Consider the following 21,724-nt stretch of genomic DNA (forward strand, 5'->3'; position numbering starts at 1 on the left):
CCTTGAAAACTTGCTAACCGTTTACTCTTGACGATTGCGCCAACCTTGCCAACGCTAGCCGCCCCTTACGATTACGATGCCGCCCTGCGCGCCTGCGCCAGGGGCGAGCAGCAGGCATTGCACGGCCTGTACCAGCAGGAAAGCCGCTACCTTCTGGGCGTGGCCCTGCGCATCGTGCGCCAGCGGGCCCTGGCCGAAGACGTGCTGCACGACGCCTTCCTGAATATCTGGCGCCGCGCCGGCAGCTTCGACGCCACGCGCGGCAGCGGCAAGGGCTGGATCTATGTGGTGGTGCGGCACCAGGCGCTGGACATGGCGCGCGCCCGCGCCCATGAACTGTCAGCCGACGAGGATACCGTGGAAACCCTGCTGCACCAACGCCAAGGCCACGACGCGGGCGAGGCCTATGCCGACCAGGCGGACCTGGGCAAGCTGCACGATTGCCTCGGCCACCTGGATGAAGCCAAGCGCAATAGCATCCTGTACGCCTACGTCGATGGCTGTTCCCACAGCGAAATCGCGCAGCGCCTGCAAGCGCCGCTGGGGACCGTCAAAGCCTGGGTCAAGCGGGGCCTGGCCGCCTTGCGGGAGTGCATGGGATGATCAACAGCGACGAGGAATTGCACAGGCTGGCCAGCGAATATGTGCTGGGCACCCTGGAACTGGCCGAACGCGCGGAAGTGGAACAGCGCTTGCCGCGCGATGCCGCCTTGCGCGACGCCGTCGATGCCTGGGAACAGCGCTTGCTGCCATTGACCACCCTGGCGCCGCCCGAAACACCCTCGGCGCAACTGTGGCCGCGCATCAGCGCCAGCCTGTTCACGCCGAAAGCCGTGCAGCAGGCGGGCGGCTGGCAAGCGTGGTGGAACAGCCTGGCCTTCTGGAGACTGCTGGCCGGCGGCGGCCTGGTGGGGACAGCCGTGCTGGCCGTGCTGGTCAGCGTGCAGCTGCAAGCGCCGGGCGGACCCGGTTATCTGGTGGTGCTGGTGGCGCCGCAGGATAAATCGCCGGGCTGGATCGTGCAGGCGGGCGGACGCGGCGGCAAGAACCGCGACCTGAGCCTGATCCCGCTGGGTCCGACGAGCGTGCCGCAGCAAAAAGCCCTGCAATTCTGGACCAAGGGCAAGGATTGGGGCGCGCCTGTCTCGCTGGGCCTCGTCAAGCCGGGGCAAAGCCTCAAGCTGACCCTGGATAAGCTGCCGCCGCTGCAAGCCGATCAACTGTTTGAAATCACCCTGGAGCCGGAAGCAGGCTCGCCAACGGGCCGGCCGACAGGACCGATTTTATACATAGGCCGCGCCGTCAAGGTGATCTAATTACTTCGACAGCTCGTCACCCATCTCGCGCCCCCGTTGCGCGGCCGCCTTGATGCCCTTGACGATGGCCGCTTTCACGCCGCTCTCTTCCATGCTGGTGAGCGCCGCATACGTCGTGCCGCCTTTCGACGTGACCCGCTCGCGCAGCAAGGACACGGGTTCGCTGGAATTGGCCGCCAGTTGCGCGGCGCCCGTAAAGGTGGCAATCGCCAGCTGCGTGCCCTGCTCGGGCGTCAAGCCCAGTTCGGCGGCCGCCTGCTGCATCGCCTCGATAAAGTAAAACACATAGGCGGGACCGCTGCCCGACACGGCCGTGACGGGGTCGATCTTGGCTTCGTCATCGAGCCAGACGGTCTGGCCGACGGCGCGCAGGATGGCGTCCGCCATCTTCTTCTGTTCCTCGCTCACGCCGCTGCTGGCCACCATGCCCGTGATGCCCATGCCGATCAGGGCCGGCGTATTCGGCATGCAGCGCACGATGGCGGGGTAGTCGCCGAGCCAGCGCGACAGGTCGGCCGCGCGGATGCCGGCCGCGATCGACAGGATCAATGGCGCCCTATCCCCGTCGAGGAAAGGCAGCAACTGGGCTGCCACTTCGCGCATGCTTTGCGGTTTCACGGCCAGCACGATCACATCCACGCCGCGCAATGCCTCGCCGGCGGAAGCCGCCGTCGTGACGCCGAATTGCGCCTGCAGTTTTTCCAGCGCGGGCGCGTGCGGGTCGATCACGTGGATATTGCCGCCCAGGGTCAATTTGCCCGCCAGGCCCGCGATCAGGGCGGCCGCCATGTTGCCGCCGCCTACAAAGGCGATATTCAATTCTGTCGTCATGGTTATGCTTTCTGTCAATCAGTTAGGAATAGTTGCGGGAGCCGAAGATGGCGCTGCCCACGCGCACGATGGTGGCACCCTCGAGCACGGCGGCGCGCAAGTCGGCCGACATGCCCATCGACAGGGTATCGAGCGCCAGCCCTTCGGCATTCAATTGTTCGTACAGCGCGCGCAATTGCGCAAAGGCAACGCGCTGAAGCTGGAGCTCCGTTTCCGGCTCGGGGATGGTCATCAGGCCGCGCAAACGCAAGCGCGGCAGCTGCGCCACGGCGCGCGCCAGCGCTGGCAATTCGGCCGGCGTCACGCCGCTCTTGCTGGCCTCGCCGCTGATATTGACTTGCAGGCAGATATTCAGGTCCGGCAAGCCGGCCGGGCGCTGTTCGGACAGGCGCGCGGCGATCTTTTCCCGTTCCACCGTGTGCACCCAGTCGAAATGCTCGGCGATGGGGCGCGTCTTGTTGCTCTGGATGGGGCCGATGAAATGCCAGGCCGGGGCTTGCTGCGGTGCGGCTTCCTTCACAAAGGCAATCTTGTCGAGCGCTTCCTGCAGATAGTTTTCGCCAAACGCCGCCTGGCCCGCGCGCATGGCTGCCAGCACGGCATCCGCGCCGAAGGTCTTCGAGACGGCCAGCAGGGTCACGTCGGCCGGCGCGCGCTGCGCGTCAGCGGCGGCCTGCGCAATACTGTCGCGCACGGCTTGCAAGTTCTGTTCGATTGTGGACATAATCATTTTCTAGTGTATAGGGGCGGCGGCACAGTGCGCCAGCCCATCAATGCAGGCACAGGGATTATAAATGGACATCTCCGAACTACTCGCTTTCTCCGTCAGCAACAAGGCTTCCGACTTGCACCTGTCTTCCGGCCTGCCGCCGATGATACGGGTCAACGGCGACGTGCGCCGCCTGAACGTGGCGCCGCTCGAGCACAAGGAAGTGCACAGCATGATCTACGACATCATGAACGACAGCCAGCGCAAGGCCTATGAAGAAGCGCTGGAATGCGATTTCTCGTTCGAGATTCCCGGCCTGGCCCGCTTCCGCGTCAACGCCTACAACCAGGAACGCGGTGCCTCGGCCGTGCTGCGCACGATTCCGTCGAAGGTACTGACCCTGGAAGAACTCAACGCCCCGCGCATCTTCGGCGAATTGGCCATGCGTCCGCGGGGCCTCGTGCTGGTGACGGGACCGACGGGCTCCGGCAAGTCGACCACCCTGGCGGCGATGGTGAACCACGTCAACGAGCGCCTGAACCACCATATATTGACCATCGAAGACCCGATCGAATTCGTGCATGAACCGAAGAAATGCCTGATCAACCAGCGCGAAGTGGGCTCGCACACGCATTCGTTCAGCAATGCGCTGCGCTCGGCCCTACGCGAAGACCCCGACGTGATTTTAGTGGGCGAATTGCGCGACCTGGAAACCATCCGCCTGGCGCTGACGGCGGCCGAGACGGGCCACCTCGTGTTCGGCACGCTGCACACCTCGTCGGCGGCGAAATCGATCGACCGCATCATCGACGTCTTCCCCGCCGAGGAAAAGGAAATGGTGCGCGCCATGCTGTCCGAATCCTTGCAAGCCGTCATTTCGCAGAACTTGCTGAAAACCAAGGATGGCGCGGGCCGCGTGGCCGCGCATGAAATCATGCTGGCCACGCCGGCCGTGCGCAACCTGATTCGCGAAGCAAAAGTGGCGCAAATGTATTCGGCCATCCAGACGGGCAGCAACGTGGGCATGCAGACCCTGGACCAGTGCCTTGCCGACCTGGTGCGGCGCGGCACGATCTCGGCGGAAACAGCCCGCTCGGCCGCCAAGGCCCCCGAAAACTTCCCCGGATAAGCCATGCAGACGATGCACGAACACTATGGCGCCATGCACGCGCTGCTGGCGCAGATGCGCGCACGGGGCGGCTCGGACCTGTTCATCACGGCCGGCTTTCCGCCCGCCATCAAGCTCGACGGCAAGCTGACGCCGCTGGCAGAAGCCCCAGCCCCGCTCGACGCGCAGCAATCGGCCGGCTACGTGCGCGCCGTCATGAACGAACGCCAGGCGGCCGAATTCGCGTCCAGCCGCGAAGCCAATTTCGCCATCAGCCCGGAGGGGCTCGGACGTTTCCGCGTATCCGCCTTCGTGCAGATGGGCCAGGCAGGCATGGTCTTGCGCTTGATCAATACCGCCATCCCCACCCTCGATGGACTGGGTTTGCCCCCCATCCTGCAAGACATCGTGATGAGCAAGCGGGGCCTCGTCATCATGGTGGGCGCCACGGGCTGCGGCAAGTCGACCACGCTGGCGGCCATGGTGGGCCACCGCAACGCGCACAGCCACGGCCACATCATCACCATCGAAGACCCCGTGGAATTCATCCATCCGCACGGCAACTGCATCGTCACCCAGCGCGAAGTGGGCGTCGATACGGACGACTGGGCCACGGCCCTGAAAAACACCCTGCGCCAGGCGCCCGACGTGATACAGATCGGAGAAATACGCGACCGCGACACCATGGACCACGCCATCGCATTTGCCGAAACGGGCCATCTGTGCCTGGCGACCTTGCACGCGAACAACGCCAACCAGGCGCTGGACCGCATCATCAATTTCTTCCCCGAAGAGCGGCGCCAGCAATTGCTGATGGACCTGTCGCTGAATTTGAAGGGCATGATTTCGCAGCGCTTGATTCCCAGCAAGGAAGGCGGCGGGCGCAAGGCGGCGCTGGAAATCCTGCTCAACTCACCGCTGATGAGCGACCTGATCTTCAAGGGCCAGGTGCACGAGATCAAGGAACTGATGAAAAAATCGCGCGAGCATGGCATGCAAACCTTCGACCAGGCCCTGTTCGACCTGCACGAAGGGGGCGCCATCAGCTATGAAGACGCGCTGCGCAATGCGGACTCCGTCAACGACCTGCGCCTGACGATCAAACTCAAGGGCGCAACGGCGCCGGAACCGCCCCCGCAAACGGGCGCCACCAAACTGGGACTCCTCTGACATGACCAGCATCCACGATTTCCAGGCCGAGGCGCTCGACGGCACGCCGATCGACCTGGCGCAATACAAGGGCAAGGTGCTGCTGATCGTCAATACGGCCAGCGCCTGCGGCTTCACGCCGCAGTACCAGGGGCTCGAAGCGCTGTACCGCGAATTTCACGACCAGGGCCTGGTCGTGCTGGGTTTTCCCTGTAATCAATTCCGCCAGCAGGAACCGGGCTCGAATGCGGAGATCGGCGCCTTTTGCGAGAAAAACTTCGGCGTCACCTTCCCCCTGTTTGGCAAGGTCGACGTGAATGGCCCGCATACCCATCCCCTGTTTGCGCAATTAAAACAGGCGGCGCCCGGCATATTGGGCACGCAGTCGATCAAATGGAATTTCACCAAGTTTTTGGTGCGCAAGGATGGCAGCGTCTTTCGCCGCTATGCGACGGCCAGCAAACCGGCCAGTCTGGCAGCCGACATACGGCAATTGCTACAGGAGTGAAAAATGCAATACTTTGATTTAAGACAACAATCATGCGAAATCTATAAAACCGTATTTATTTCATGCCTGATATCAATATTGTGTTTCAAATAGCAAATATCGGTGATAATGTTTACATAATTATTCGCAGATATCGATCAAAAAACGATGCCAGTCTTTGGGAAAATATTATCTTCATGGATGCGGATGGGTAGTTATTCCCGCCTCTTCATCCCTATTACCTTCCTGATACTCGCCGTTTCCGCTGTACGCTATCACGCCCTGCTGGGTACGGAAACGGCGCTGGCCAATGCGCGCTACCAGAGCGACGCCCGGCAACTCGACCTGTTCCTGGCCAATAGCGTGCTGCCGCTGGCCGTGCATACGGACCGGCATGCGATGCACGACAGCGTGCAGCAAGCGCTGCGCAGCGCCCTGCCACTGAACCGCAGCCTCGCCTCCGTGCGCTGGGATACGGCTGGCGGGCATGTCGAAGTGCTGGCTGACAACAAGCTGAGCGATGCGCTGGCCGACGGCGTGCCGGCGTGGTTTGCGCGCCTGGCGGGCATGGCGGCCATCCGCAGCCGCCTGACGGTGGCGCTGCCGGACGGCGGCGACGGCATCCTCGACCTGCACTACACGCCCGGCCGGCCCCTGGCCCAGGTGTGGCAAAGGGTGCGCGAGCAGGCCGTGCTCAGCACCATCAATATCGTCCTCGTCTTCCTCCTGCTGGGTTTGATCCTGGCCTCGCACCGCAAGCTGCTGGCGCGGCTCGTGCAAGCGACGGACCGCTTTCGCGATGGCAACTTCGCCGTGCGCCTGGCGGCTGGCGCCACGCCCGAGGCGCAAGCCGTGTCGCAGTCGTTCAACGGCATGGCCGGCGATATCGAAGAACTGCTGACCTCGCTGAAAACCAGCCAGCGCCAGCTGGGCGAACAGCTGAACGAAACCGTGCACATGCAGCAGGCGCTGCAAAAGCTGTCCTGGCAAAACTACAATGACGTGCTGACGGGTCTCCCCAACCGTGCCGCGCTGGCCGCCCGCTTCGAGCAGGAACTGTTCCTGGCGCGCGAACGCCAGCGCCTGCTGGCCGTCTGCCTGTTCGACCTCGACCATTTTCAGGCCATCAACGACCGCTACGGCGCAGAAGCGGGCGATGAAATCCTCAAGCAGGTGGCCGGACGCCTGCACGCCTTTACCGGCCAGATCCATTACGCGGCGCGCCTGGGCGGCGATGAATTCGTCCTGCTGCTGTGCGGCCAGGCCAGCATCGCCAGCATCGAACAGAACATCACCCAATTGATGCAGGAACTGAGCCGCCCCTATCATTGCGACCAGCAGGCGCTGCACATGACGGCCAGCGTCGGCATCGCCGTCTACGCGGGCAAGGACCTGAATACGGAAAGCCTGCTGCGCCACGCCGACCACGCCGTCTACCAGGCCAAGCTGACGGGGCGCAACCAGTATCACTTCTTCGATACCAATCTCGATGAGGAAGTGCGTACCCACCACAACCAGCGCACGGAAGTGCGCCAGGCCCTGATCAATGGCGAACTGCGGCTGTACTACCAGCCCAAGGTGAATATGCGCGCCGGCACGGTGGTGGGCATGGAAGCGCTGCTGCGCTGGCAGCATCCACGCCGCGGCGTGCTGGCGCCCGCGCAATTCCTGCCGCTGGTGGAACAGACGGATTTGATCATCGACATCGGCGAATGGGTGCTGCGCCAGGCCCTGTGGCAGATGCAGCGCTGGGTCGCTTGCGGCAAGCACTGGGTGGTCAGCGTGAATATCGCGGCGCGCCACTTCCAGCAACCGGACTTCGTCTCGCGCCTGGAAACCATTCTCGGCGAATTTCCCGGCGTGCGCGCCAGCATGCTGGAACTGGAAATCCTCGAATCGTCGGCCCTGCACGACATCGAAGACGTGCGCCGCATCATCCGCGCCTGCCAGGCGCTGGGCATCACGTTCGCGCTCGACGATTTCGGCACCGGCTACTCGTCGATGTCGTATCTGAAACGCCTGCCGGCGAATATCGTCAAGATCGACCAGAGCTTCGTGCGCAACATGCTCAACGACCCCGACGACCTGCACCTGGTGCGCGCCGTCATCGGCCTGGCCCGGTCATTCAGCTTGACGGTGATCGCCGAAGGCGTGGAAAGCGTCGAGCATGGCGCGCGCCTGATCCAGCTGGGCTGCGACCTGGCGCAAGGCTACGGCATCGCCCGCCCCATGCCGGCCGACGCCGTGCTGGAGTGGGCCAACAATTTCATCCCTGCGCCGCAATGGCGCATCGCGCAATACAACGAAGTGCCTATTTGACCGGGGTCAAGGCGGAGTCGATCAATTCGATCCAGTGCCGCACGGGGGTCTCCGTGCCCGACTGCAGGTGGCTCAGGCAGCCGATATTCGCCGACACGATCATCTCCGGCTCGCACGCTTCCAGGTTCGCCACCTTGTTGTCGCGCAGCTGCTGCGACAGTGCCGGCTGCAGGATCGAATACGTGCCCGCCGAACCGCAGCACAGATGGCTGTCCGCGCACAGGCGCACGTCGACGCCGACGGCGCGCAAGACCTGCTCCACCTTGCCGCGCACCTGCTGGCCATGCTGCAGGGTGCATGGCGGGTGGTACGCCACTTTTTTGCCGATGCGCCCTTTCAGCAGCGCCACCAGTTCCGCTTCGAAGGCCGGCATGATCTCGGACAAATCGCGCGTCAGTGCGGCGATGCGCCGCGCCTTCTCCGCATAGCGGGCGTCGTGCGCCAGCAGGTGGCCATATTCCTTCACCGTGGCGCCGCAGCCGGACGCCGTCATGACGATGGCTTCCGCGCTGTCCACGCAGTCTACGTAGGGCCACCAGGCGTCGATATTGCGGCGCATGTCGTCCAGCGCCGCTTCCTGGTCGTTCAAATGATGGCGCAGCGCGCCGCAGCAGCCCGCCTTCGGCGCGACGATCAGCTGCACGCCAAGCGCGTCGAGCACGCGCGCCGTGGCCGCGTTGATGTTCGGCGACATGGCCGGCTGCACGCAGCCGTCGAGCAGCAGCATGGTGCGCGCGTGCTGGCGCGCCGGCCATGCGCCAGCGGCGGCGCCGGGTCGCAATTTATCCTGCAAGCTTTGCGACAGCAGCGGCCGCAGCGCCTGCCCCGCCTTGTACACGGGCGTAAACAGCCAGCGGCGCGGCAAGGCTTCCTTCAGGGCGAAGCGCAAGGCCCGTTCGCGCAAGGGGCGCTGCACGCGCTGCTCGACGACGCTGCGCCCGATGTCGACCAGGCGACCGTACTGCACCCCGGACGGACAGGTGGACTCGCAGTTGCGGCAGGTCAGGCAGCGGTCCAGATGCGTCTGCGTCTTGGCGGTGACGGGCGCACCTTCGAGCACTTGCTTGATCAGATAGATGCGCCCGCGCGGGCCATCGAGTTCGTCGCCCAGCAGCTGGTAGGTGGGACAGGTGGCCGTGCAAAAGCCGCAATGCACGCAGGCGCGCAGGATGGCTTCGGCTTCGTCGCCTGCCGGCGTATTCTTGATGAAATCGGCGAGATTGGTTTGCATGCACGCTCAATACATTCTGTGCGGGTTGAAGATGCCGGCCGGGTCGAAAGCCTGCCGCAGGCGCTGGTGGATGGTGGCCACGGCCGGCGCCAGCGGGTGGAACACGCCCACGGCCTTGTCGCCGCCGCGGAACAGGGTGGCGTGGCCGCCGGCGGCCGCTACGGCCTGGCGGATGTGCCGTGCGCCATCGGCATCGGCGCCGCCATCGAGCTTCAGCCAGCGCTGCGCCCCGCCCCACTCGATCATCTGGCGCCCCTTTAGAATCATGGCGCTGGCGTGCGGCGGCAACGACAAGCGCCACAGGCTGCCCGCGCCAGTAAAGAAATCGTGCGTTTGCTCGCGCACGGACAGCCAGAAGGCGGCCGCGTCATCGGCTGCCAGCAGCTCGCCTTTCAAGGCTTGCAGGGCCGCCGACACGGCCGCCTCGGCGCCGGACAGGCGCACCGTCAACACGCCGTCATGCCAGCAACTGGCCGATATCGGCAGCGGCTTGCCAGCCCATTCATTGAGCATGCGCAAGGCGGCGATTTCCGCACAGGCCACGCGAAACGTCGCTTCGCGCAGCGGCAAGGGCAGCACTTTCAGCGACACTTCCAGGATCAGGCCCAGGGTGCCCAGGGACCCCGCCAGCAGGCGCGAGACATCGTAGCCGGCCACGTTCTTCATGACTTGCCCGCCAAACGCCAGGCGCTCGCCATGGCCATCCATCAGCACGGCGCCCAGCACAAAGTCACGCAAGGCTCCTGCGCTGGCCCGGCGCGGGCCGGACAAGGCGCTGGCGACGACGCCGCCCACCGTGGCGTCCTGGCCGAAGTGCGGCGGCTCGAATGCCAGCATCTGGTTGCGCGCGGCCAGCGCCGCCTCGATTTCCGCCAGCGGCGTGCCGCAGCGGGCCGTGATCACCAGCTCCGTCGGTTCATAGTCGATGATGCCCGCATACGCGCGCGTATCGAGCACCTCGCCTTCGAGCTGCTGGCCATACCAGTCTTTCGTGCCGCCGCCGCGCAGGCGCAAGGGACTGCCCGCCGCGCTGGCCGCCAGGATCCGCTGCCTGAATTGTTCCGCTATCGCTTGCAAAGGGGTCTCCGGAAAATTAAAAACGGGGCAGGTTGGCGAACGGCAGCCGCCCCGCCGTCACATGCATCTTGCCGAATTCGGCGCAGCGGTTCAAGGTGGGAATCGCCTTGTCCGGGTTCAGCAAGGTATGGGGATCGAAGGCGCGCTTGACTGCAAAGAAGGCATCGAGTTCGGCGCGCGTAAACTGCACGCACATGGAATTGATCTTTTCCATGCCCACGCCATGTTCGCCCGTGATGGTACCGCCCACGGCCACGCACAGGGCCAGGATGTCCGCGCCAAACGCTTCGGCGCGCTCAAATTCGCCGGGCATGTTGGCGTCGAACAGGATCAGGGGATGCAGATTGCCGTCGCCCGCGTGGAACACGTTCGCGCAGCGCAAGCCATGCGTCGTTTCCATGTCGGCGATACCCGTCAGCACTTCCGCCAGGCGCTTGCGCGGGATGGTGCCGTCCATGCAATAGTAGTCGGGCGAGATGCGCCCGGCGGCGGGAAAGGCGTTCTTGCGGCCGGACCAGAATTTCATGCGCTCCGCTTCCGACTGCGAGACGGCGATGGCGCTGGCGCCCGCCCCTTCCAGCACGGCCGTCATGCGGGCGATTTCCTCTTCCACTTCCTCGTGCGTGCCATCCGCTTCGCACAGCAAAATGGCGGCCGCGTCGATGTCGTAGCCGGCCTTGACGAATGGTTCGACCATGCGCGAGGAGGTCCGGTCCATCATTTCCAGCCCGGCCGGGATAATGCCGGCCGCGATCACGTTGGCAACCGCATTGCCGCCCGTGACGACGTCGTCGAACGATGCCATGATGACCCTGGCCGTGGCCGGTTTCGGTATCAGTTTCACGGTCACTTCCGTGACGATGCCCAGCATGCCTTCGGAGCCGATGAAGACGGCCAGCAGGTCGAGGCCCGGAGCGTCCAGGCATTCGCCGCCCAGTTCCAGCACGTCGCCATCGATGGTGACGATGCGTACGCGCAGCACATTGTGCACGGTCAAGCCGTATTTGAGGCAATGCACGCCGCCCGAGTTTTCCGCCACGTTGCCACCGATGCTGCAGGCGATCTGCGAAGAAGGATCGGGCGCGTAATACAGCGCGTGGGGTGCCGCCGCTTCGGAAATGGCCAGGTTGCGCACGCCCGGCTGCACCACGGCCGTGCGCGCATAGGCATCGATGCGCACAATGCGGTTCAAACGCGCCGTCGACAGCACCACGCCATCGGCGATCGGCAAGGCGCCGCCCGACAGGCCCGTGCCGGCGCCGCGCGGCACGATCGGCACCTTCAACGCGCGGCAGACGCCGAGGATGGCGATGACCTGTTCTTCCGTGTCCGGCAAGGTCACCACCATCGGCAGCTGGCGGTAGGCGGCCAGGCCATCGCATTCATACGGGCGCGTATCTTCCGCGTCGGACAGCACGCAGCGTGCCGGCAGCACGGCCAGCAGGGCCGCGACGACGGCTTGCTGGCGCGCGGCGGTCAATCCGGATTCAGGGGCAGCATTGAGCATAAGATGGAGGGCAAATGGACATGGGCGTGCAACGATTGTAAGCACAAAAGTGGCGCGCGCCGCATTTTTTGTCCGATTTGCCCGCAAATCCGGGGCCAGGCGGCGCGCAGTGTCGTATGCTGCCCCCATTCTTCTTTACAGGACCGACATCATGGGCAACCGACTTTCGAAAATCGCCACGCGCACGGGCGACAATGGCAGCACCGGCCTGGGCGACGGCAGCCGCACCAGCAAGGACAGCGCCCGCATCCACGCCATGGGCGACGTGGACGAACTCAATTCGAATCTGGGACTGCTGCTGTGCGAAGCCATGCCCGACGCCTTGCGCGACGAGCTGGTGGCCATCCAGCACGATCTGTTCGACCTGGGCGGAGAAATCTGCATCCCCGGCTACCAGCTGATCAAGGAAGAGCACGTGCTGCGCCTCGACGACCTGCTGGCGAAATACAATGCGGACTTGCCGGCCTTGAGTGAATTCATCCTGCCGGCCGGTTCGCGCGCCGCTTCGCTGGCGCATGTGTGCCGTACCGTGTGCCGCCGCGCCGAGCGCAGCATCGTCGCGCTGGCCAATGCGGACCCCCTCCACGAACATCCGCGCCAATACGTGAACCGTCTGTCGGACCTGCTGTTCGTGCTGTCGCGCGTACTCAACCGCTTTGCCGGCGGCAGCGACGTGCTGTGGCGGCATGACCGCACGCGGGGATGACATAAAAAACGGCGATGCCTGTCAAACCGCATCGCCGTGCTTTACCAGCTGGCAGGGTGTTACTCAGCCGCAGGCCTGAAGACACACTTTATTGGCGCGGACGCATGAAGGAACACTGAACTCCATGACACAGGCATCGAGCGCCATATAGCACTCGGACTGGCATTCGGAAATGTCGGCGGTACTACTGGCCATCGCATACGAGGCGCTCACGCCCATGGCAAACAAAAAGAAACCCAGTTTTTTAAACATTGGTACTCCTTTGTGGAAATGTCAGACGATGAGCAACATCCATGGCGCGCCGTCCCTTACGCGTCATCCATCAGTGCCTCCGCGCGTCAGTTATGCGGCGGACGCAGGCATTCCTTCTGGCAAGCCTGATAATTTTCCATGCAGGCCGGCTGGCCGAATTCCACACAATCGAGCAGGTTGCGTTCGCAGACAAAGGTACAGTCAGGGCCGCCGGCATGGACACTGAAGGACAGCGCAGCACCGGCGGCAAACAGGAAAGCGGCAATCTTTTTGAACATGGTGAGCCTTTCAGGTTAACAAGTTGAAACGTCAGATTTTCTTCAGCGCCGCTTCCAGCGCGCCAGTATTGAAACCCTGGATCTTGCGGTTGCCGATCAACACCACGGGTACGCCGCCGCCGCCGAGTTCTTCATGGGCTTTTCTCGCTTCCGGTGATTTCTCGATATCGAGATCGACGAATTCGATCTTGTTTTCCTTGAAATACGCGCGCGTCTTGGCGCAATAGCCGCACCAATCCGTACCGTACAGCACCACCTTCGCCTGGGCATTCGGGAAATATGCGGCGTAATTACCCTCGGTGTAATTCGGCTTGAGCAAACCGGGCAACAAGGACAGGCCATAACCGCTGCCCAGGCCGGCGGCCAGGATCAAGCCATACATGGCGATGGTTTTAATTTTTTTCTGCATCATAAGTATTGTCAGAGGCGTCAATGATCGAGGGCGGCCGGCGCAGCGTGCGCGTGCCGGCCGCCTCGTAATGCAACATGGATATCAGGCGCCGATTTGGCAGACTTTCAGGCAGGCTTTGTAACTGCCTATGCAAAAGGGGGATCTGTCGCCATTCATCATCGTGCATTCCCGCAATTCCTCTTCGCAGCTGGAGCAGCCGATATCCGAAGCAATGGCATAGGAAGCACTCAATCCCACGGTAAAAATAAATGCGGCAATCTTTTTCATTTACTACTCTCCATGTGAGCTATTGCACCAAGCAATCGCGTCAGACCAGTCGTAAGAAATTTCATCTTTGCTTGCTACAAAATCGAATATAGACCGCACTTATTTTAGAGTCAACGTTTCCTTTCGATAAATTTCCAGTTTGGAAAATATATCGGGACAGCCCATGAAATGTGGAATTTGGAGAGATTGGAAGGCGCCAAACGTCTATACAATATTGGCGCCGCAATCAGTAGAGGCCGGTTGCGGGCGCAGCCGGCCGAGCGGCTACACGACGCCGAAAAAACGCGTCAGCACGATGGCGTCACCGCGCGCCGCCAGCCAGCGCCTGCACATGCTCGCGCAGCAAGCCGCGCAGCAGCTGCACCTGGGCCACGGCATCGGCCTGCAGGGCCGTCAATCCCTCGGCAATGCAGGGAGCAGGCGCGCCGGCATCGGCTTCACCACGCAGCAAGGCATCGATTTCCCCGCTGACGGCGGCAATCCACCGTTGCAATTCGGGCGGCGCAGGCTCGGCCTGGGGACTCAGACTGATGCGCGCCGTGCTGCCCGCCACGCGGCGCAGCAGCGGCAGGGTGCGCAGCGCCGCCAGACCCACGCCGCTACTGCGGTCCAGGCGGCGCTCGATGCGCAAGCGCTGCAAGACCTGTTCCGCGTTATTGCTGGCCAGTCCCGCCTCGCGGCGCAGGCGCGCGATGGCGCTATCCCAGCGTCCACCCGCCGCCAGCACGGCCAGCAGGTATTTCAGGTTGGCCGACACGGCTTTCGCCAGGCGCTGGTCCAGGTCGTCCGCCTCGCGGTCCGGCCACAGGAAAAACGTGGCCAGCAGGGCCAGCACGCAGCCCAGCACATTGTTGCCCAGGCGGCTCATCGCATACACCATCTCGCTGGCGGGCGCCGCATAATCGGCCACCAGCACGAAGGCCGGCGTCATGAACAGCACGTGCAGGCTGTAGCTGACACGGCGCAAGGCCATGGTCGCGACGATCAGGGGAAACACCACCAGCGAAATACCGAGCGGCGTGTAAATGACCAGGCCGATCAGCACGGCCAGCACGGCGCCCAGCACGCTGCCCGCGACCCGCTCGATGCCGCGCGGCCACGTGGTCGACACGGATGGCTGCAGTATCAGCAAGGTCGCCATGGTGGCCCAGTAGCCGAACGGTATATGCAAGGCCTCGACCAGCAGGAAGCCGGCCGTCGTCGCCAGCGACACGCGCGCCGCATGGCGCCAGCTCAGCGACTGCGGCGTGGCATTGACTTTTGCCGTCTGCCACGCCTGCCCCAGCGCCAGGAAGGCCGCTTCGCGCCACGGCAGCTGCGCCGCGCGCGGCAAGCCCAGCTCCATGAAGTCCACGTTCAGGCGCAGCGGCAGCAAGGCGCCCAGCGCCGCTTCCAGGCGCCGTCCGCAGCCGGCCAGGCGGCGCTGCAAGGCCAGCGGCGGCGTTTCCGGCTGGCGCTGCACGGCTTGCCCCAGGCGGCGCAGCAGCACGGCCATCACTTCCAGGCTGCGCCGCGCGCGCGGGTCCCGGCGCAGGCGCTGCTGCTCGCGCTCGCACGTATGCGTGACGGCGATCAGATAGGCGAAGATGCGCTCGGCGTCGCTGAGCGCCAGCAGCAGGTTGTCGTACAGGGCGCTGCGGCCCGCGCGCGCAGGCGGCACGGCGGCCAGCGCCACCCGCGCCGCTTCCAGCGCGGCGCGCGCCTGCGAACGGTAGCTGGCGCCATGTGCTGCCGCGTCCGCCTGCGCGGCATCATGTGCGAGAAAGCGCGCATTGTCGCGCGCGATGCCGGCCAGGCGCGAATACGCGGCGCGAATGGCGCGCCTGGCAGGGCTGAACGGGTGGATGCGCCAGACGGTAAAGCTGAGCACGGTGGCGAACAGGCAGCCGAACATGTACAGGCCCAGGAAAGGCGCCGTCTGCGTCATCGATTCCAGCGGATGCGTGACCATCACCACGCACGCCGTGGCGGCCAGGATGGCCACCTGCGCCGTGGCCGCGCCCCAGATGCGCGCCAGCGCGCCGGCCCAGGAAAACAGCAGCACGGCGATGGCCGCCGCCGCCACGCCATGGCCGGCCGCCAGCGCCGTCAGGCCGCCGGCCACGGTCGACAGCAAGCCGAAGCCCACCATCGAGACGAAGCGCATGCGCCGCGTGCCCGCCGCGTCGGCCAGGCAAGTCCAGAAGGCGCCGATGGCGGCCCAGGAAAAATCGGGGTGGTCGAACAGCAGGCCCAGCAGCAGCATGGCGCTCGAGGCGCAGGCGGCCCGCAAGCCTTCGGACAGGTTCGTTTCGTCGATGGCCAGGCTGACCATCCACAGGGGGCGGCGCTGCGCCAGGGTATCGGTATAGGCGTGCATGCCCGTCAGCCAGCGGCTGGCCAGCGCGCGCGAACGGCGGTGAAGTTTCCTGAAATGCAATATCGACTTTGAAAAGTATCAAAGCGTCATCGTAGCATTCCCTGGCGAAAAATGTTGCAGTGCAACGTAAATGACAGCAGACGAAAAAAAAGCGACACCGCGATGTCGCTTTTCCGTATGCAAGCCAGCTTAGCTGACAGCTGCCAGGCGCGGCGGCTGCGTGCCGCCAAAGCGCTGCTCGATCGACGCGGCGATGCCGGTGGCGTCCAGGCCCACGCTTTTCAGCAGTTGCACGGGGTCGCCATGGTCGATGAAGGTGTCGGGCAAGCCCAGCATCAGGATCGGCTTGACGATGCCTTCCGCTGCCAGCGCCTCGGCCACGGCCGAGCCGGCGCCGCCCATGATGCAGCCCTCTTCCACCGTCACCAGGTAATCGTGGTCGGCGGCCAGCTGTTTCACCAGTGCCACGTCGAGCGGCTTGACGAAGCGCATGTTCGCCACCGTCGCGTCGAGCTTCTCGCCCGCCGCCACGCTAGGCGCCACCATGGAACCGAAGGCCAGGATGGCGATGCGCTTGCCCTGGCGCTTGATCTCGCCCTTACCGATTTCAATGCTCGTCAGTTCCGGCACGATGGCCACGCCGGCGCCGGCGCCGCGCGGATAGCGGATCGCGGCCGGGCCAGGATAATGGTAGCCCGTCGTCAGCATTTGCCGGCATTCGTTTTCGTCGGACGCGGCCATGATGACCATGTTCGGGATGCAGCGCAGGAATGCCATGTCGTAATTGCCCGCGTGCGTGGCGCCATCGGCGCCCACCAGGCCGGCGCGGTCCAGCGCGAACGTCACGTCCAGGTTTTGCAGGGCCACGTCGTGGATCAGCTGGTCGTAGGCGCGCTGCAGGAAGGTCGAATAGATGGCCACGACGGGTTTCAAGCCTTCGCAGGCCAGGCCCGCGCCAAACGTCACGGAATGCTGCTCGGCAATGCCGACGTCAAAGTAACGGTTCGGATATTGCTGTTCGAACTTGACCATGCCCGAACCTTCGCGCATGGCCGGCGTGATGCCCACCAGGCGCTTGTCGTGGGCGGCCATGTCGCACAGCCAGTTGCCGAACACTTCCGTGTACGTCATCTTGCCCGGCGCCGTGGCCGGCTTGATGCCTTCCAGCGGATTGAACTTCGGCGTGCCGTGATACAGGATCGGCTCCGCCTCGGCCAGCTTGTAGCCTTGCCCCTTCTTGGTGACCACGTGCAGGAATTGCGGGCCCTTCAATTGCTTGATATTTTGCAAGGTCGGGATCAGCGAATCGAGGTCGTGGCCGTCGATGGGACCGATATAGTTAAAACCGAACTCTTCGAACATGGTGGCGGGCACGACCATGCCTTTGGCGTGCTCTTCAAAGCGCTTCGCCAGTTCCAGCACGGGGCCGGGCAAGACGGACTTGCCGACATTTTTCGCTGCCGCATAGAACTGGCCCGACATCAGACGCGCCAGGTGGCGGTTCAGGGCGCCCACGGGCGGCGAGATCGACATGTCGTTGTCGTTCAGGATCACCAGCAAGTTGACGTCTTCCTGCACGCCCGCATTGTTCATCGCCTCGAAAGCCATGCCGGCCGTCATCGAGCCGTCGCCGATCACGGCGATCGCATGCAGCGGGTCACCCTTGATCTTGGCGGCCTGCGCCATGCCCAGCGCGGCCGAGATCGACGTCGACGAGTGCGCCGTGCCGAAGGTGTCGTATTCGCTTTCGTCGCGCTTCGGGAAGCCGGAAATGCCATCCTTCTGGCGCAGGGTATGCATGCGCTCGCGGCGGCCCGTGAGGATCTTGTGTGAATAGGTCTGGTGGCCCACGTCCCACACGATGCGGTCGTGCGGCGTGTTGAACACGTAATGCAGCGCGACAGTCAGCTCGACCGTGCCCAGGTTGGACGACAAGTGGCCCCCCGTCTTGGAAACGGAGTCGAGCAGGAAGCTGCGCAGTTCCTGGGCCAGCGGCACCAGTTGCGAGCGGGCCAGCTTGCGCACTTGCGCTGGTTCATTGATGGTTTCTAACAGTTTCATTTATGCCTTCCGCTGCACGACCAGGTCCGCCAGCTCGCGCAAACGGCGTGCCTTGTCCCCGAATGGCGCCAGCGCCGCATGGGCGTCGCACCGCAATTGTTCTGCCAGGGCTCGCGATGGTTCCAGCCCCAGTATCGATACGTAAGTGGGCTTGTTGGCGGCCGCATCCTTGCCTGCCGTCTTGCCCAGGGTGGCCGAATCAGCCGTTGCGTCGAGCACATCGTCGACCACCTGGAACGCCAGTCCGACGGCGCGCGCATACGCGTTCAGCGCCGTCATCTCGTCCGCCGTCAAGTCCTTGCCGGCCAGCGCGCCGAGAATCACGGCCGCGCGCAGCAAGGCGCCCGTTTTCAGTTGATGCATCTGTTCCAGCTGCGGCAAGGTCAAGGCCAGGCCGACGCTGTCGAGGTCGATCGCCTGGCCGCCGCACATGCCGGCCGAACCGGAGGCGTGCGCCAGCAGCTTGATCATCGCCATTTGCCGCGCAGGAGGAATAGCAGCGCCATCGGCCAGCAGCATGAACGCTTGCGATTGCAGCGCGTCGCCGACCAGCAGGGCCGTCGCTTCATCGTAGGCGATGTGCACGGTGGGCTTGCCACGGCGCAAGGCATCGTCATCCATGCACGGCATGTCGTCATGCACGAGCGAATACACGTGAATCATTTCCAGCGCGCAAGCAGCACGGGCGAGGGTATCTCGATCGGCATCAAACAGTTTGCCAGCCGCCATCACCAGCAGCGGGCGCACGCGCTTGCCGCCGCCCAGCAGCGCATAGCGCATGGCAGCGTGCAGCTTGTGCGGCACGGTATCGGCCGCCGGCAGGAACTGGTCGAGCCGGGCTTCCACGCCGGACTGGGTGGCTTGGATCCAGTCGCCGAAGGTCACGCCATCTTGTTGCATGCTGGCCATCATTGGGCGGCCTCGCCGGCATCCACGAACGGTTTCAACATGTCGCCTTCGAGTACTTTCACCTGCGCTTCGACGCTGTCGAGCTGGCTTGCGCAATACTTGACCAGTTCCGAGCCGCGCTGATACGCCGCGACCGATGCTTCCAGCGGCAACTGGCCCGCTTCCATTTGCGTTACCAGCTGCGCCAGTTCCGCCATTGCCTCTTCAAACGAGGCCGGCGCTGCGGCAGCGGCAGTTAATTTCTTCGACATAGACTCAGATCTCTTCGTGGCACGAGGGGCTTGTAGGGAGACGCCGGGGATTCCCGGCCAGCATAGAAGCGTTATTTTAGAACAAACCACACTATTAAGTGAAAACTAAAGCGCAATCGGCGCGCTCAAAGTCAATAGCGTTGCCAGCTTGTCAGTGAATTTTAGCCGAATCCCCCCTCTCTGCCGAAAATTGCGCGCCAAATGACAATGTTTCTCATTAATAGGCTATTTCGCGGGGGAGTTTGATAATGCCGAGGCCGATCCGCGCTATAATCGCCGGTTCTGTCCGAAATACCGTTTCAACAAATTTGAATTCAGGTCTTTGCGGATTCTTTCTCTCTGTAGCGGTTGCCCAGGGAATGGCCTGGGGCACTGCTGACCGTTGTACATTTATGGGGGGTTGGGATGTCCGATCTGGCTACTCACGCCAAGCTGGCGCGTTCAAACGCGCAACTTCCGGTCCACGTCTATTTTGACGAAACGCTGTTGCAGCGTGAAATGCAGCAATTGTTCCAAGCCGGCCCGCGCTATGTCGGGCATGAGCTGATGGTGCCGGAAACCGGCGATTTTGCGACCCTGGCGTCTGAGAACGAAGGGCGCATGCTCGTGCGCAACGCCAATGGCATCGAAGTGCTGTCCAACGTGTGCCGTCACCGGCAGGCGCTGATGTTCAATGGCCGCGGCAATGCGAATCATATCGTCTGCCCGCTGCACCGCTGGACCTACGATCTCAAGGGTGAATTGATCGGCGCGCCGCATTTCCCCGAGACGCCGTGCCTGAACCTGTCGAAAACGCCGCTGCAAAGCTGGAATGGCTTGCTGTTCGAGCAAAACGGCTACAACGTGATGGAAAAATTGAAAGCTTTGTCCGTCTCGAAAGACCTCGATTTTTCCGGCTATATGTTCGACCACGTGGAAATCCACGAGTGCGACTACAACTGGAAGACCTTCATCGAAGTCTATCTGGAAGACTATCACGTGGAACCGTTCCACCCGGGCCTGGGCAGCTTCGTCAGCTGCGACGACCTGCGCTGGGAATTCGGCAAGGATTACAGCGTGCAAACGGTGGGCGTGCACCGCGGCTTGCAGCAAGCCGGCTCGCCTGCCTACAAGAAATGGCAGGAGCAGGTGCTGCAATTCCGCGGCGGCGAAGCGCCGCCGTATGGCGCCATCTGGCTGACCCTGTATCCGAACATCATGGTCGAATGGTATCCGCACGTGCTGGTCGTCTCGACCCTGTGGCCCGACGGCCCGCAAAAGACGCGCAACGTGGTGGAGTTTTATTACCCGGAAGAAATTGTGTTGTTCGAGCGCGACTTCGTCGAAGCGGAACGGGCTGCCTACATGGAAACCTGTGTCGAGGACGATGAAATCGCCCAACGCATGGACGCGGGCCGCAAGGCCCTGATGGCGCGCGGCGTCAGCGAAGTGGGCCCTTACCAGTCGCCGATGGAAGATGGCATGCAGCATTTCCACGAGTGGTATCGCAACAATATCGAACTGTAGTCCCTCAAGGGCCGCCTCGTGCGGCCTTTTTTTATCCCCGCGTTTTTCAGGAATCAGATGCAATCTCTTTGGATGCTGTTTGCAAGTTTCATGTTCGCCATCATGGGCGTGTGCGTCAAGCTGGCGTCGGATATGTATTCGACGTCCGAAATCGTCATGTACCGCGGCATCATCGGCATGACCGTCATGAGCTGCACCATCCTCTATCAGGGTGGCAGCTTTAAAACCACGATGCCGGGCCAGCATCTGTGGCGCGGCGTGGTGGGCGTGATCGCCCTGTGGCTGTGGTTTTATGCCATCGCCATCCTGCCGCTGGCCACCGCCATGACTCTGAACTATATGGCGCCCATCTGGATCGCCGTGATCCTGCTGGCCGGCGGCTGGTGGAAGGCAACGAAGCAAGTCGAGTGGCCGCTGGTGGCGGCCATTGCCATGAGCTTTGTCGGCGTGACCCTGCTGCTGCAGCCCGTGTTCGAGACGGACCAGGCGGCTGGCGCCATCACGGCTCTGATTTCCGGCATGCTGTCGGCCCTCGCCTACCTGCAGGTGCGCAAGCTGGGCCTGCTGGGCGAACCCGAATACCGGGTCGTGTTTTATTTCTCGGTCGTCAATTTCCTCGCTGGCGTGATCGGCCACGTGGCCAGCGCCGGCGGCGGCCCCGTCGTCTGGCACGCGCACACGAGCGGCTACGGCATCGGCTTGCTGGCCGCCATCGGCCTGTGCGCCACCATGGCGCAGATGGCCATGACGCGCGCCTATCGCCTGGGCAAGACCCTCGTGGTTGCAAACCTGCAATACACGGGCATCGTCTTTTCCAGCTTCTGGGGCGTGGTGATCTTTGGCGACCTGTTCGACTGGCATGGCTGGGCCGGCATCAGCATCATTCTCGCTTCCGGCATCGCGGCAACCTATTACAATACCCGCAACACGGCCCGTGGCGCGGCGATCGCGCGCACGGATCCCATCGCCAGCGAAGTGTAAGGAGTCAT

22 protein-coding genes are annotated in these 21,724 nt (G+C 63.5%); 9 read left to right on the top strand and 13 right to left on the bottom strand.

Annotated features, from left to right (window positions below):
• The first annotated feature begins 45 nt into the window (after positions 1-45).
• Together CSQ91_RS26015 and CSQ91_RS26020 are read left to right on the top strand one after the other, a co-directional pair.
• On the top strand, positions 46-603 hold the full coding sequence (locus tag CSQ91_RS26015; RefSeq protein ID WP_092613087.1) for a sigma-70 family RNA polymerase sigma factor: 558 nt from the start codon (positions 46-48) through the stop codon (positions 601-603).
• Positions 600-1,316, top strand: a complete 717-nt coding sequence (locus tag CSQ91_RS26020) for an anti-sigma factor (RefSeq protein WP_099390027.1) — start codon at positions 600-602, stop codon at positions 1,314-1,316. The genes CSQ91_RS26015 and CSQ91_RS26020 overlap by 4 nt, the downstream gene beginning before the upstream one ends.
• Here CSQ91_RS26020 and proC read toward each other — a convergent pair whose 3' ends face one another.
• Positions 1,317-2,147, bottom strand: coding sequence for a pyrroline-5-carboxylate reductase (gene proC, locus CSQ91_RS26025; RefSeq protein ID WP_092612864.1), 831 nt, complete (start codon positions 2,145-2,147; stop codon positions 1,317-1,319).
• A gap of 22 nt (positions 2,148-2,169) precedes the next feature.
• Complete coding sequence (locus tag CSQ91_RS26030) at positions 2,170-2,871, bottom strand: YggS family pyridoxal phosphate-dependent enzyme (RefSeq protein ID WP_099390028.1); 702 nt, start codon at positions 2,869-2,871, stop codon at positions 2,170-2,172.
• Positions 2,872-2,941: 70 nt separating this feature from the next.
• On the opposite strand from CSQ91_RS26030, the gene CSQ91_RS26035 reads away from it, so the two are divergent.
• From CSQ91_RS26035 to CSQ91_RS26050, 4 genes are all read left to right on the top strand, one after another.
• The gene (locus tag CSQ91_RS26035; RefSeq protein ID WP_034784839.1) at positions 2,942-3,985 is read left to right on the top strand and encodes a type IV pilus twitching motility protein PilT; all 1,044 of its coding nucleotides are present in this window, start codon (positions 2,942-2,944) and stop codon (positions 3,983-3,985) included.
• A 3-nt stretch (positions 3,986-3,988) separates the two neighbouring features.
• Positions 3,989-5,134, top strand: coding sequence for a PilT/PilU family type 4a pilus ATPase (locus CSQ91_RS26040; protein ID WP_180278522.1), 1,146 nt, complete (start codon positions 3,989-3,991; stop codon positions 5,132-5,134).
• Between the two features lies 1 nt (position 5,135).
• A complete protein-coding gene (locus tag CSQ91_RS26045) occupies positions 5,136-5,621 on the top strand; it encodes a glutathione peroxidase (RefSeq protein WP_092612859.1) in 486 nt (161 codons plus the stop codon).
• Positions 5,622-5,807: 186 nt separating this feature from the next.
• Entirely contained in the window at positions 5,808-7,919 is a 2,112-nt protein-coding gene (locus CSQ91_RS26050) for a putative bifunctional diguanylate cyclase/phosphodiesterase (RefSeq protein WP_099390029.1), read from the top strand.
• Here CSQ91_RS26050 and glcF read toward each other — a convergent pair.
• From glcF to CSQ91_RS26065, 3 genes are read right to left on the bottom strand one after another with little or no spacing between them, the layout of a single operon-like run.
• Positions 7,912-9,150 carry a glycolate oxidase subunit GlcF gene (gene glcF / locus CSQ91_RS26055; RefSeq protein WP_099390030.1) on the bottom strand — a complete coding sequence of 413 codons (1,239 nt, stop codon included), beginning with the start codon at positions 9,148-9,150 and terminating at the stop codon, positions 7,912-7,914. The genes CSQ91_RS26050 and glcF overlap by 8 nt on opposite strands.
• 6 nt (positions 9,151-9,156) lie before the next feature.
• Positions 9,157-10,227, bottom strand: coding sequence for a glycolate oxidase subunit GlcE (glcE, locus tag CSQ91_RS26060; RefSeq protein ID WP_099390031.1), 1,071 nt, complete (start codon positions 10,225-10,227; stop codon positions 9,157-9,159).
• Positions 10,228-10,243: 16 nt separating this feature from the next.
• Positions 10,244-11,734, bottom strand: coding sequence for an FAD-linked oxidase C-terminal domain-containing protein (locus tag CSQ91_RS26065; RefSeq protein ID WP_099390032.1), 1,491 nt, complete (start codon positions 11,732-11,734; stop codon positions 10,244-10,246).
• A 151-nt stretch (positions 11,735-11,885) separates the two neighbouring features.
• On the opposite strand from CSQ91_RS26065, the gene CSQ91_RS26070 reads away from it, so the two are divergent.
• Positions 11,886-12,440 (top strand): cob(I)yrinic acid a,c-diamide adenosyltransferase, encoded by a 555-nt coding sequence (locus tag CSQ91_RS26070; RefSeq protein WP_099390033.1) that lies wholly within the window; start codon positions 11,886-11,888, stop codon positions 12,438-12,440.
• A 63-nt stretch (positions 12,441-12,503) separates the two neighbouring features.
• Here the strand turns inward: CSQ91_RS26070 and CSQ91_RS26075 are convergent, their stop codons facing one another.
• The 8 genes from CSQ91_RS26075 to CSQ91_RS26110 form a co-directional block, all read right to left on the bottom strand.
• Positions 12,504-12,692, bottom strand: a complete 189-nt coding sequence (locus CSQ91_RS26075) for a hypothetical protein (protein WP_034749095.1) — start codon at positions 12,690-12,692, stop codon at positions 12,504-12,506.
• Between the two features lie 86 nt (positions 12,693-12,778).
• Positions 12,779-12,970: a hypothetical protein gene (locus CSQ91_RS26080; RefSeq protein ID WP_070278226.1), complete on the bottom strand. Its 192-nt coding sequence runs from the start codon at positions 12,968-12,970 to the stop codon at positions 12,779-12,781.
• A 31-nt stretch (positions 12,971-13,001) separates the two neighbouring features.
• A complete protein-coding gene (locus CSQ91_RS26085; protein ID WP_034784825.1) occupies positions 13,002-13,382 on the bottom strand; it encodes a glutaredoxin family protein in 381 nt (126 codons plus the stop codon).
• 81 nt (positions 13,383-13,463) lie between these two features.
• Entirely contained in the window at positions 13,464-13,649 is a 186-nt protein-coding gene (locus tag CSQ91_RS26090) for a hypothetical protein (protein ID WP_034784824.1), read from the bottom strand.
• A gap of 301 nt (positions 13,650-13,950) precedes the next feature.
• Positions 13,951-16,008 carry an FUSC family protein gene (locus CSQ91_RS26095; RefSeq protein ID WP_099390088.1) on the bottom strand — a complete coding sequence of 686 codons (2,058 nt, stop codon included), beginning with the start codon at positions 16,006-16,008 and terminating at the stop codon, positions 13,951-13,953.
• Positions 16,009-16,197: 189 nt separating this feature from the next.
• Positions 16,198-18,069: a 1-deoxy-D-xylulose-5-phosphate synthase gene (dxs, locus tag CSQ91_RS26100; protein ID WP_092612844.1), complete on the bottom strand. Its 1,872-nt coding sequence runs from the start codon at positions 18,067-18,069 to the stop codon at positions 16,198-16,200.
• The gene (locus CSQ91_RS26105) at positions 18,070-18,969 is read right to left on the bottom strand and encodes a polyprenyl synthetase family protein (RefSeq protein ID WP_099390089.1); all 900 of its coding nucleotides are present in this window, start codon (positions 18,967-18,969) and stop codon (positions 18,070-18,072) included.
• Positions 18,970-18,977: 8 nt separating this feature from the next.
• Complete coding sequence (locus CSQ91_RS26110; protein ID WP_034784821.1) at positions 18,978-19,229, bottom strand: exodeoxyribonuclease VII small subunit; 252 nt, start codon at positions 19,227-19,229, stop codon at positions 18,978-18,980.
• A 405-nt stretch (positions 19,230-19,634) separates the two neighbouring features.
• Between CSQ91_RS26110 and CSQ91_RS26115 the strand changes: the two genes are divergently transcribed.
• Together CSQ91_RS26115 and CSQ91_RS29435 are read left to right on the top strand one after the other, a co-directional pair.
• On the top strand, positions 19,635-20,735 hold the full coding sequence (locus tag CSQ91_RS26115) for an aromatic ring-hydroxylating oxygenase subunit alpha (RefSeq protein ID WP_099390034.1): 1,101 nt from the start codon (positions 19,635-19,637) through the stop codon (positions 20,733-20,735).
• Positions 20,736-20,792: 57 nt separating this feature from the next.
• Positions 20,793-21,716: a DMT family transporter gene (locus tag CSQ91_RS29435; protein WP_099390035.1), complete on the top strand. Its 924-nt coding sequence runs from the start codon at positions 20,793-20,795 to the stop codon at positions 21,714-21,716.
• Positions 21,717-21,724: the final 8 nt, after the last annotated feature.

Source organism: Janthinobacterium sp. BJB301 (genome assembly GCF_002735685.1).
GTDB lineage: Bacteria > Pseudomonadota > Gammaproteobacteria > Burkholderiales > Burkholderiaceae_D > Janthinobacterium > Janthinobacterium lividum.

Excerpts from the sequence above, each read along its gene's own strand:
- CSQ91_RS26020 (WP_099390027.1), top strand. The coding sequence starts at position 600 with ATGATCAACAGCGACGAGGAATTGCACAGGCTGGCCAGCGAATATGTG.
- proC (WP_092612864.1), bottom strand. The coding sequence starts at position 2,147 with ATGACGACAGAATTGAATATCGCCTTTGTAGGCGGCGGCAACATGGCG.
- CSQ91_RS26030 (WP_099390028.1), bottom strand. The coding sequence starts at position 2,871 with ATGTCCACAATCGAACAGAACTTGCAAGCCGTGCGCGACAGTATTGCG.
- CSQ91_RS26035 (WP_034784839.1), top strand. The coding sequence starts at position 2,942 with ATGGACATCTCCGAACTACTCGCTTTCTCCGTCAGCAACAAGGCTTCC.
- CSQ91_RS26040 (WP_180278522.1), top strand. The coding sequence starts at position 3,989 with ATGCAGACGATGCACGAACACTATGGCGCCATGCACGCGCTGCTGGCG.
- CSQ91_RS26045 (WP_092612859.1), top strand. The coding sequence starts at position 5,136 with ATGACCAGCATCCACGATTTCCAGGCCGAGGCGCTCGACGGCACGCCG.
- CSQ91_RS26050 (WP_099390029.1), top strand. The coding sequence starts at position 5,808 with ATGGGTAGTTATTCCCGCCTCTTCATCCCTATTACCTTCCTGATACTC.
- glcF (WP_099390030.1), bottom strand. The coding sequence starts at position 9,150 with ATGCAAACCAATCTCGCCGATTTCATCAAGAATACGCCGGCAGGCGAC.
- CSQ91_RS26065 (WP_099390032.1), bottom strand. The coding sequence starts at position 11,734 with ATGCTCAATGCTGCCCCTGAATCCGGATTGACCGCCGCGCGCCAGCAA.
- CSQ91_RS26070 (WP_099390033.1), top strand. The coding sequence starts at position 11,886 with ATGGGCAACCGACTTTCGAAAATCGCCACGCGCACGGGCGACAATGGC.
- CSQ91_RS26075 (WP_034749095.1), bottom strand. The coding sequence starts at position 12,692 with ATGTTTAAAAAACTGGGTTTCTTTTTGTTTGCCATGGGCGTGAGCGCC.
- CSQ91_RS26080 (WP_070278226.1), bottom strand. The coding sequence starts at position 12,970 with ATGTTCAAAAAGATTGCCGCTTTCCTGTTTGCCGCCGGTGCTGCGCTG.
- CSQ91_RS26085 (WP_034784825.1), bottom strand. The coding sequence starts at position 13,382 with ATGATGCAGAAAAAAATTAAAACCATCGCCATGTATGGCTTGATCCTG.
- CSQ91_RS26090 (WP_034784824.1), bottom strand. The coding sequence starts at position 13,649 with ATGAAAAAGATTGCCGCATTTATTTTTACCGTGGGATTGAGTGCTTCC.
- CSQ91_RS26095 (WP_099390088.1), bottom strand. The coding sequence starts at position 16,008 with ATGCACGCCTATACCGATACCCTGGCGCAGCGCCGCCCCCTGTGGATG.
- dxs (WP_092612844.1), bottom strand. The coding sequence starts at position 18,069 with ATGAAACTGTTAGAAACCATCAATGAACCAGCGCAAGTGCGCAAGCTG.
- CSQ91_RS26105 (WP_099390089.1), bottom strand. The coding sequence starts at position 18,969 with ATGCAACAAGATGGCGTGACCTTCGGCGACTGGATCCAAGCCACCCAG.
- CSQ91_RS26110 (WP_034784821.1), bottom strand. The coding sequence starts at position 19,229 with ATGTCGAAGAAATTAACTGCCGCTGCCGCAGCGCCGGCCTCGTTTGAA.
- CSQ91_RS26115 (WP_099390034.1), top strand. The coding sequence starts at position 19,635 with ATGTCCGATCTGGCTACTCACGCCAAGCTGGCGCGTTCAAACGCGCAA.
- CSQ91_RS29435 (WP_099390035.1), top strand. The coding sequence starts at position 20,793 with ATGCAATCTCTTTGGATGCTGTTTGCAAGTTTCATGTTCGCCATCATG.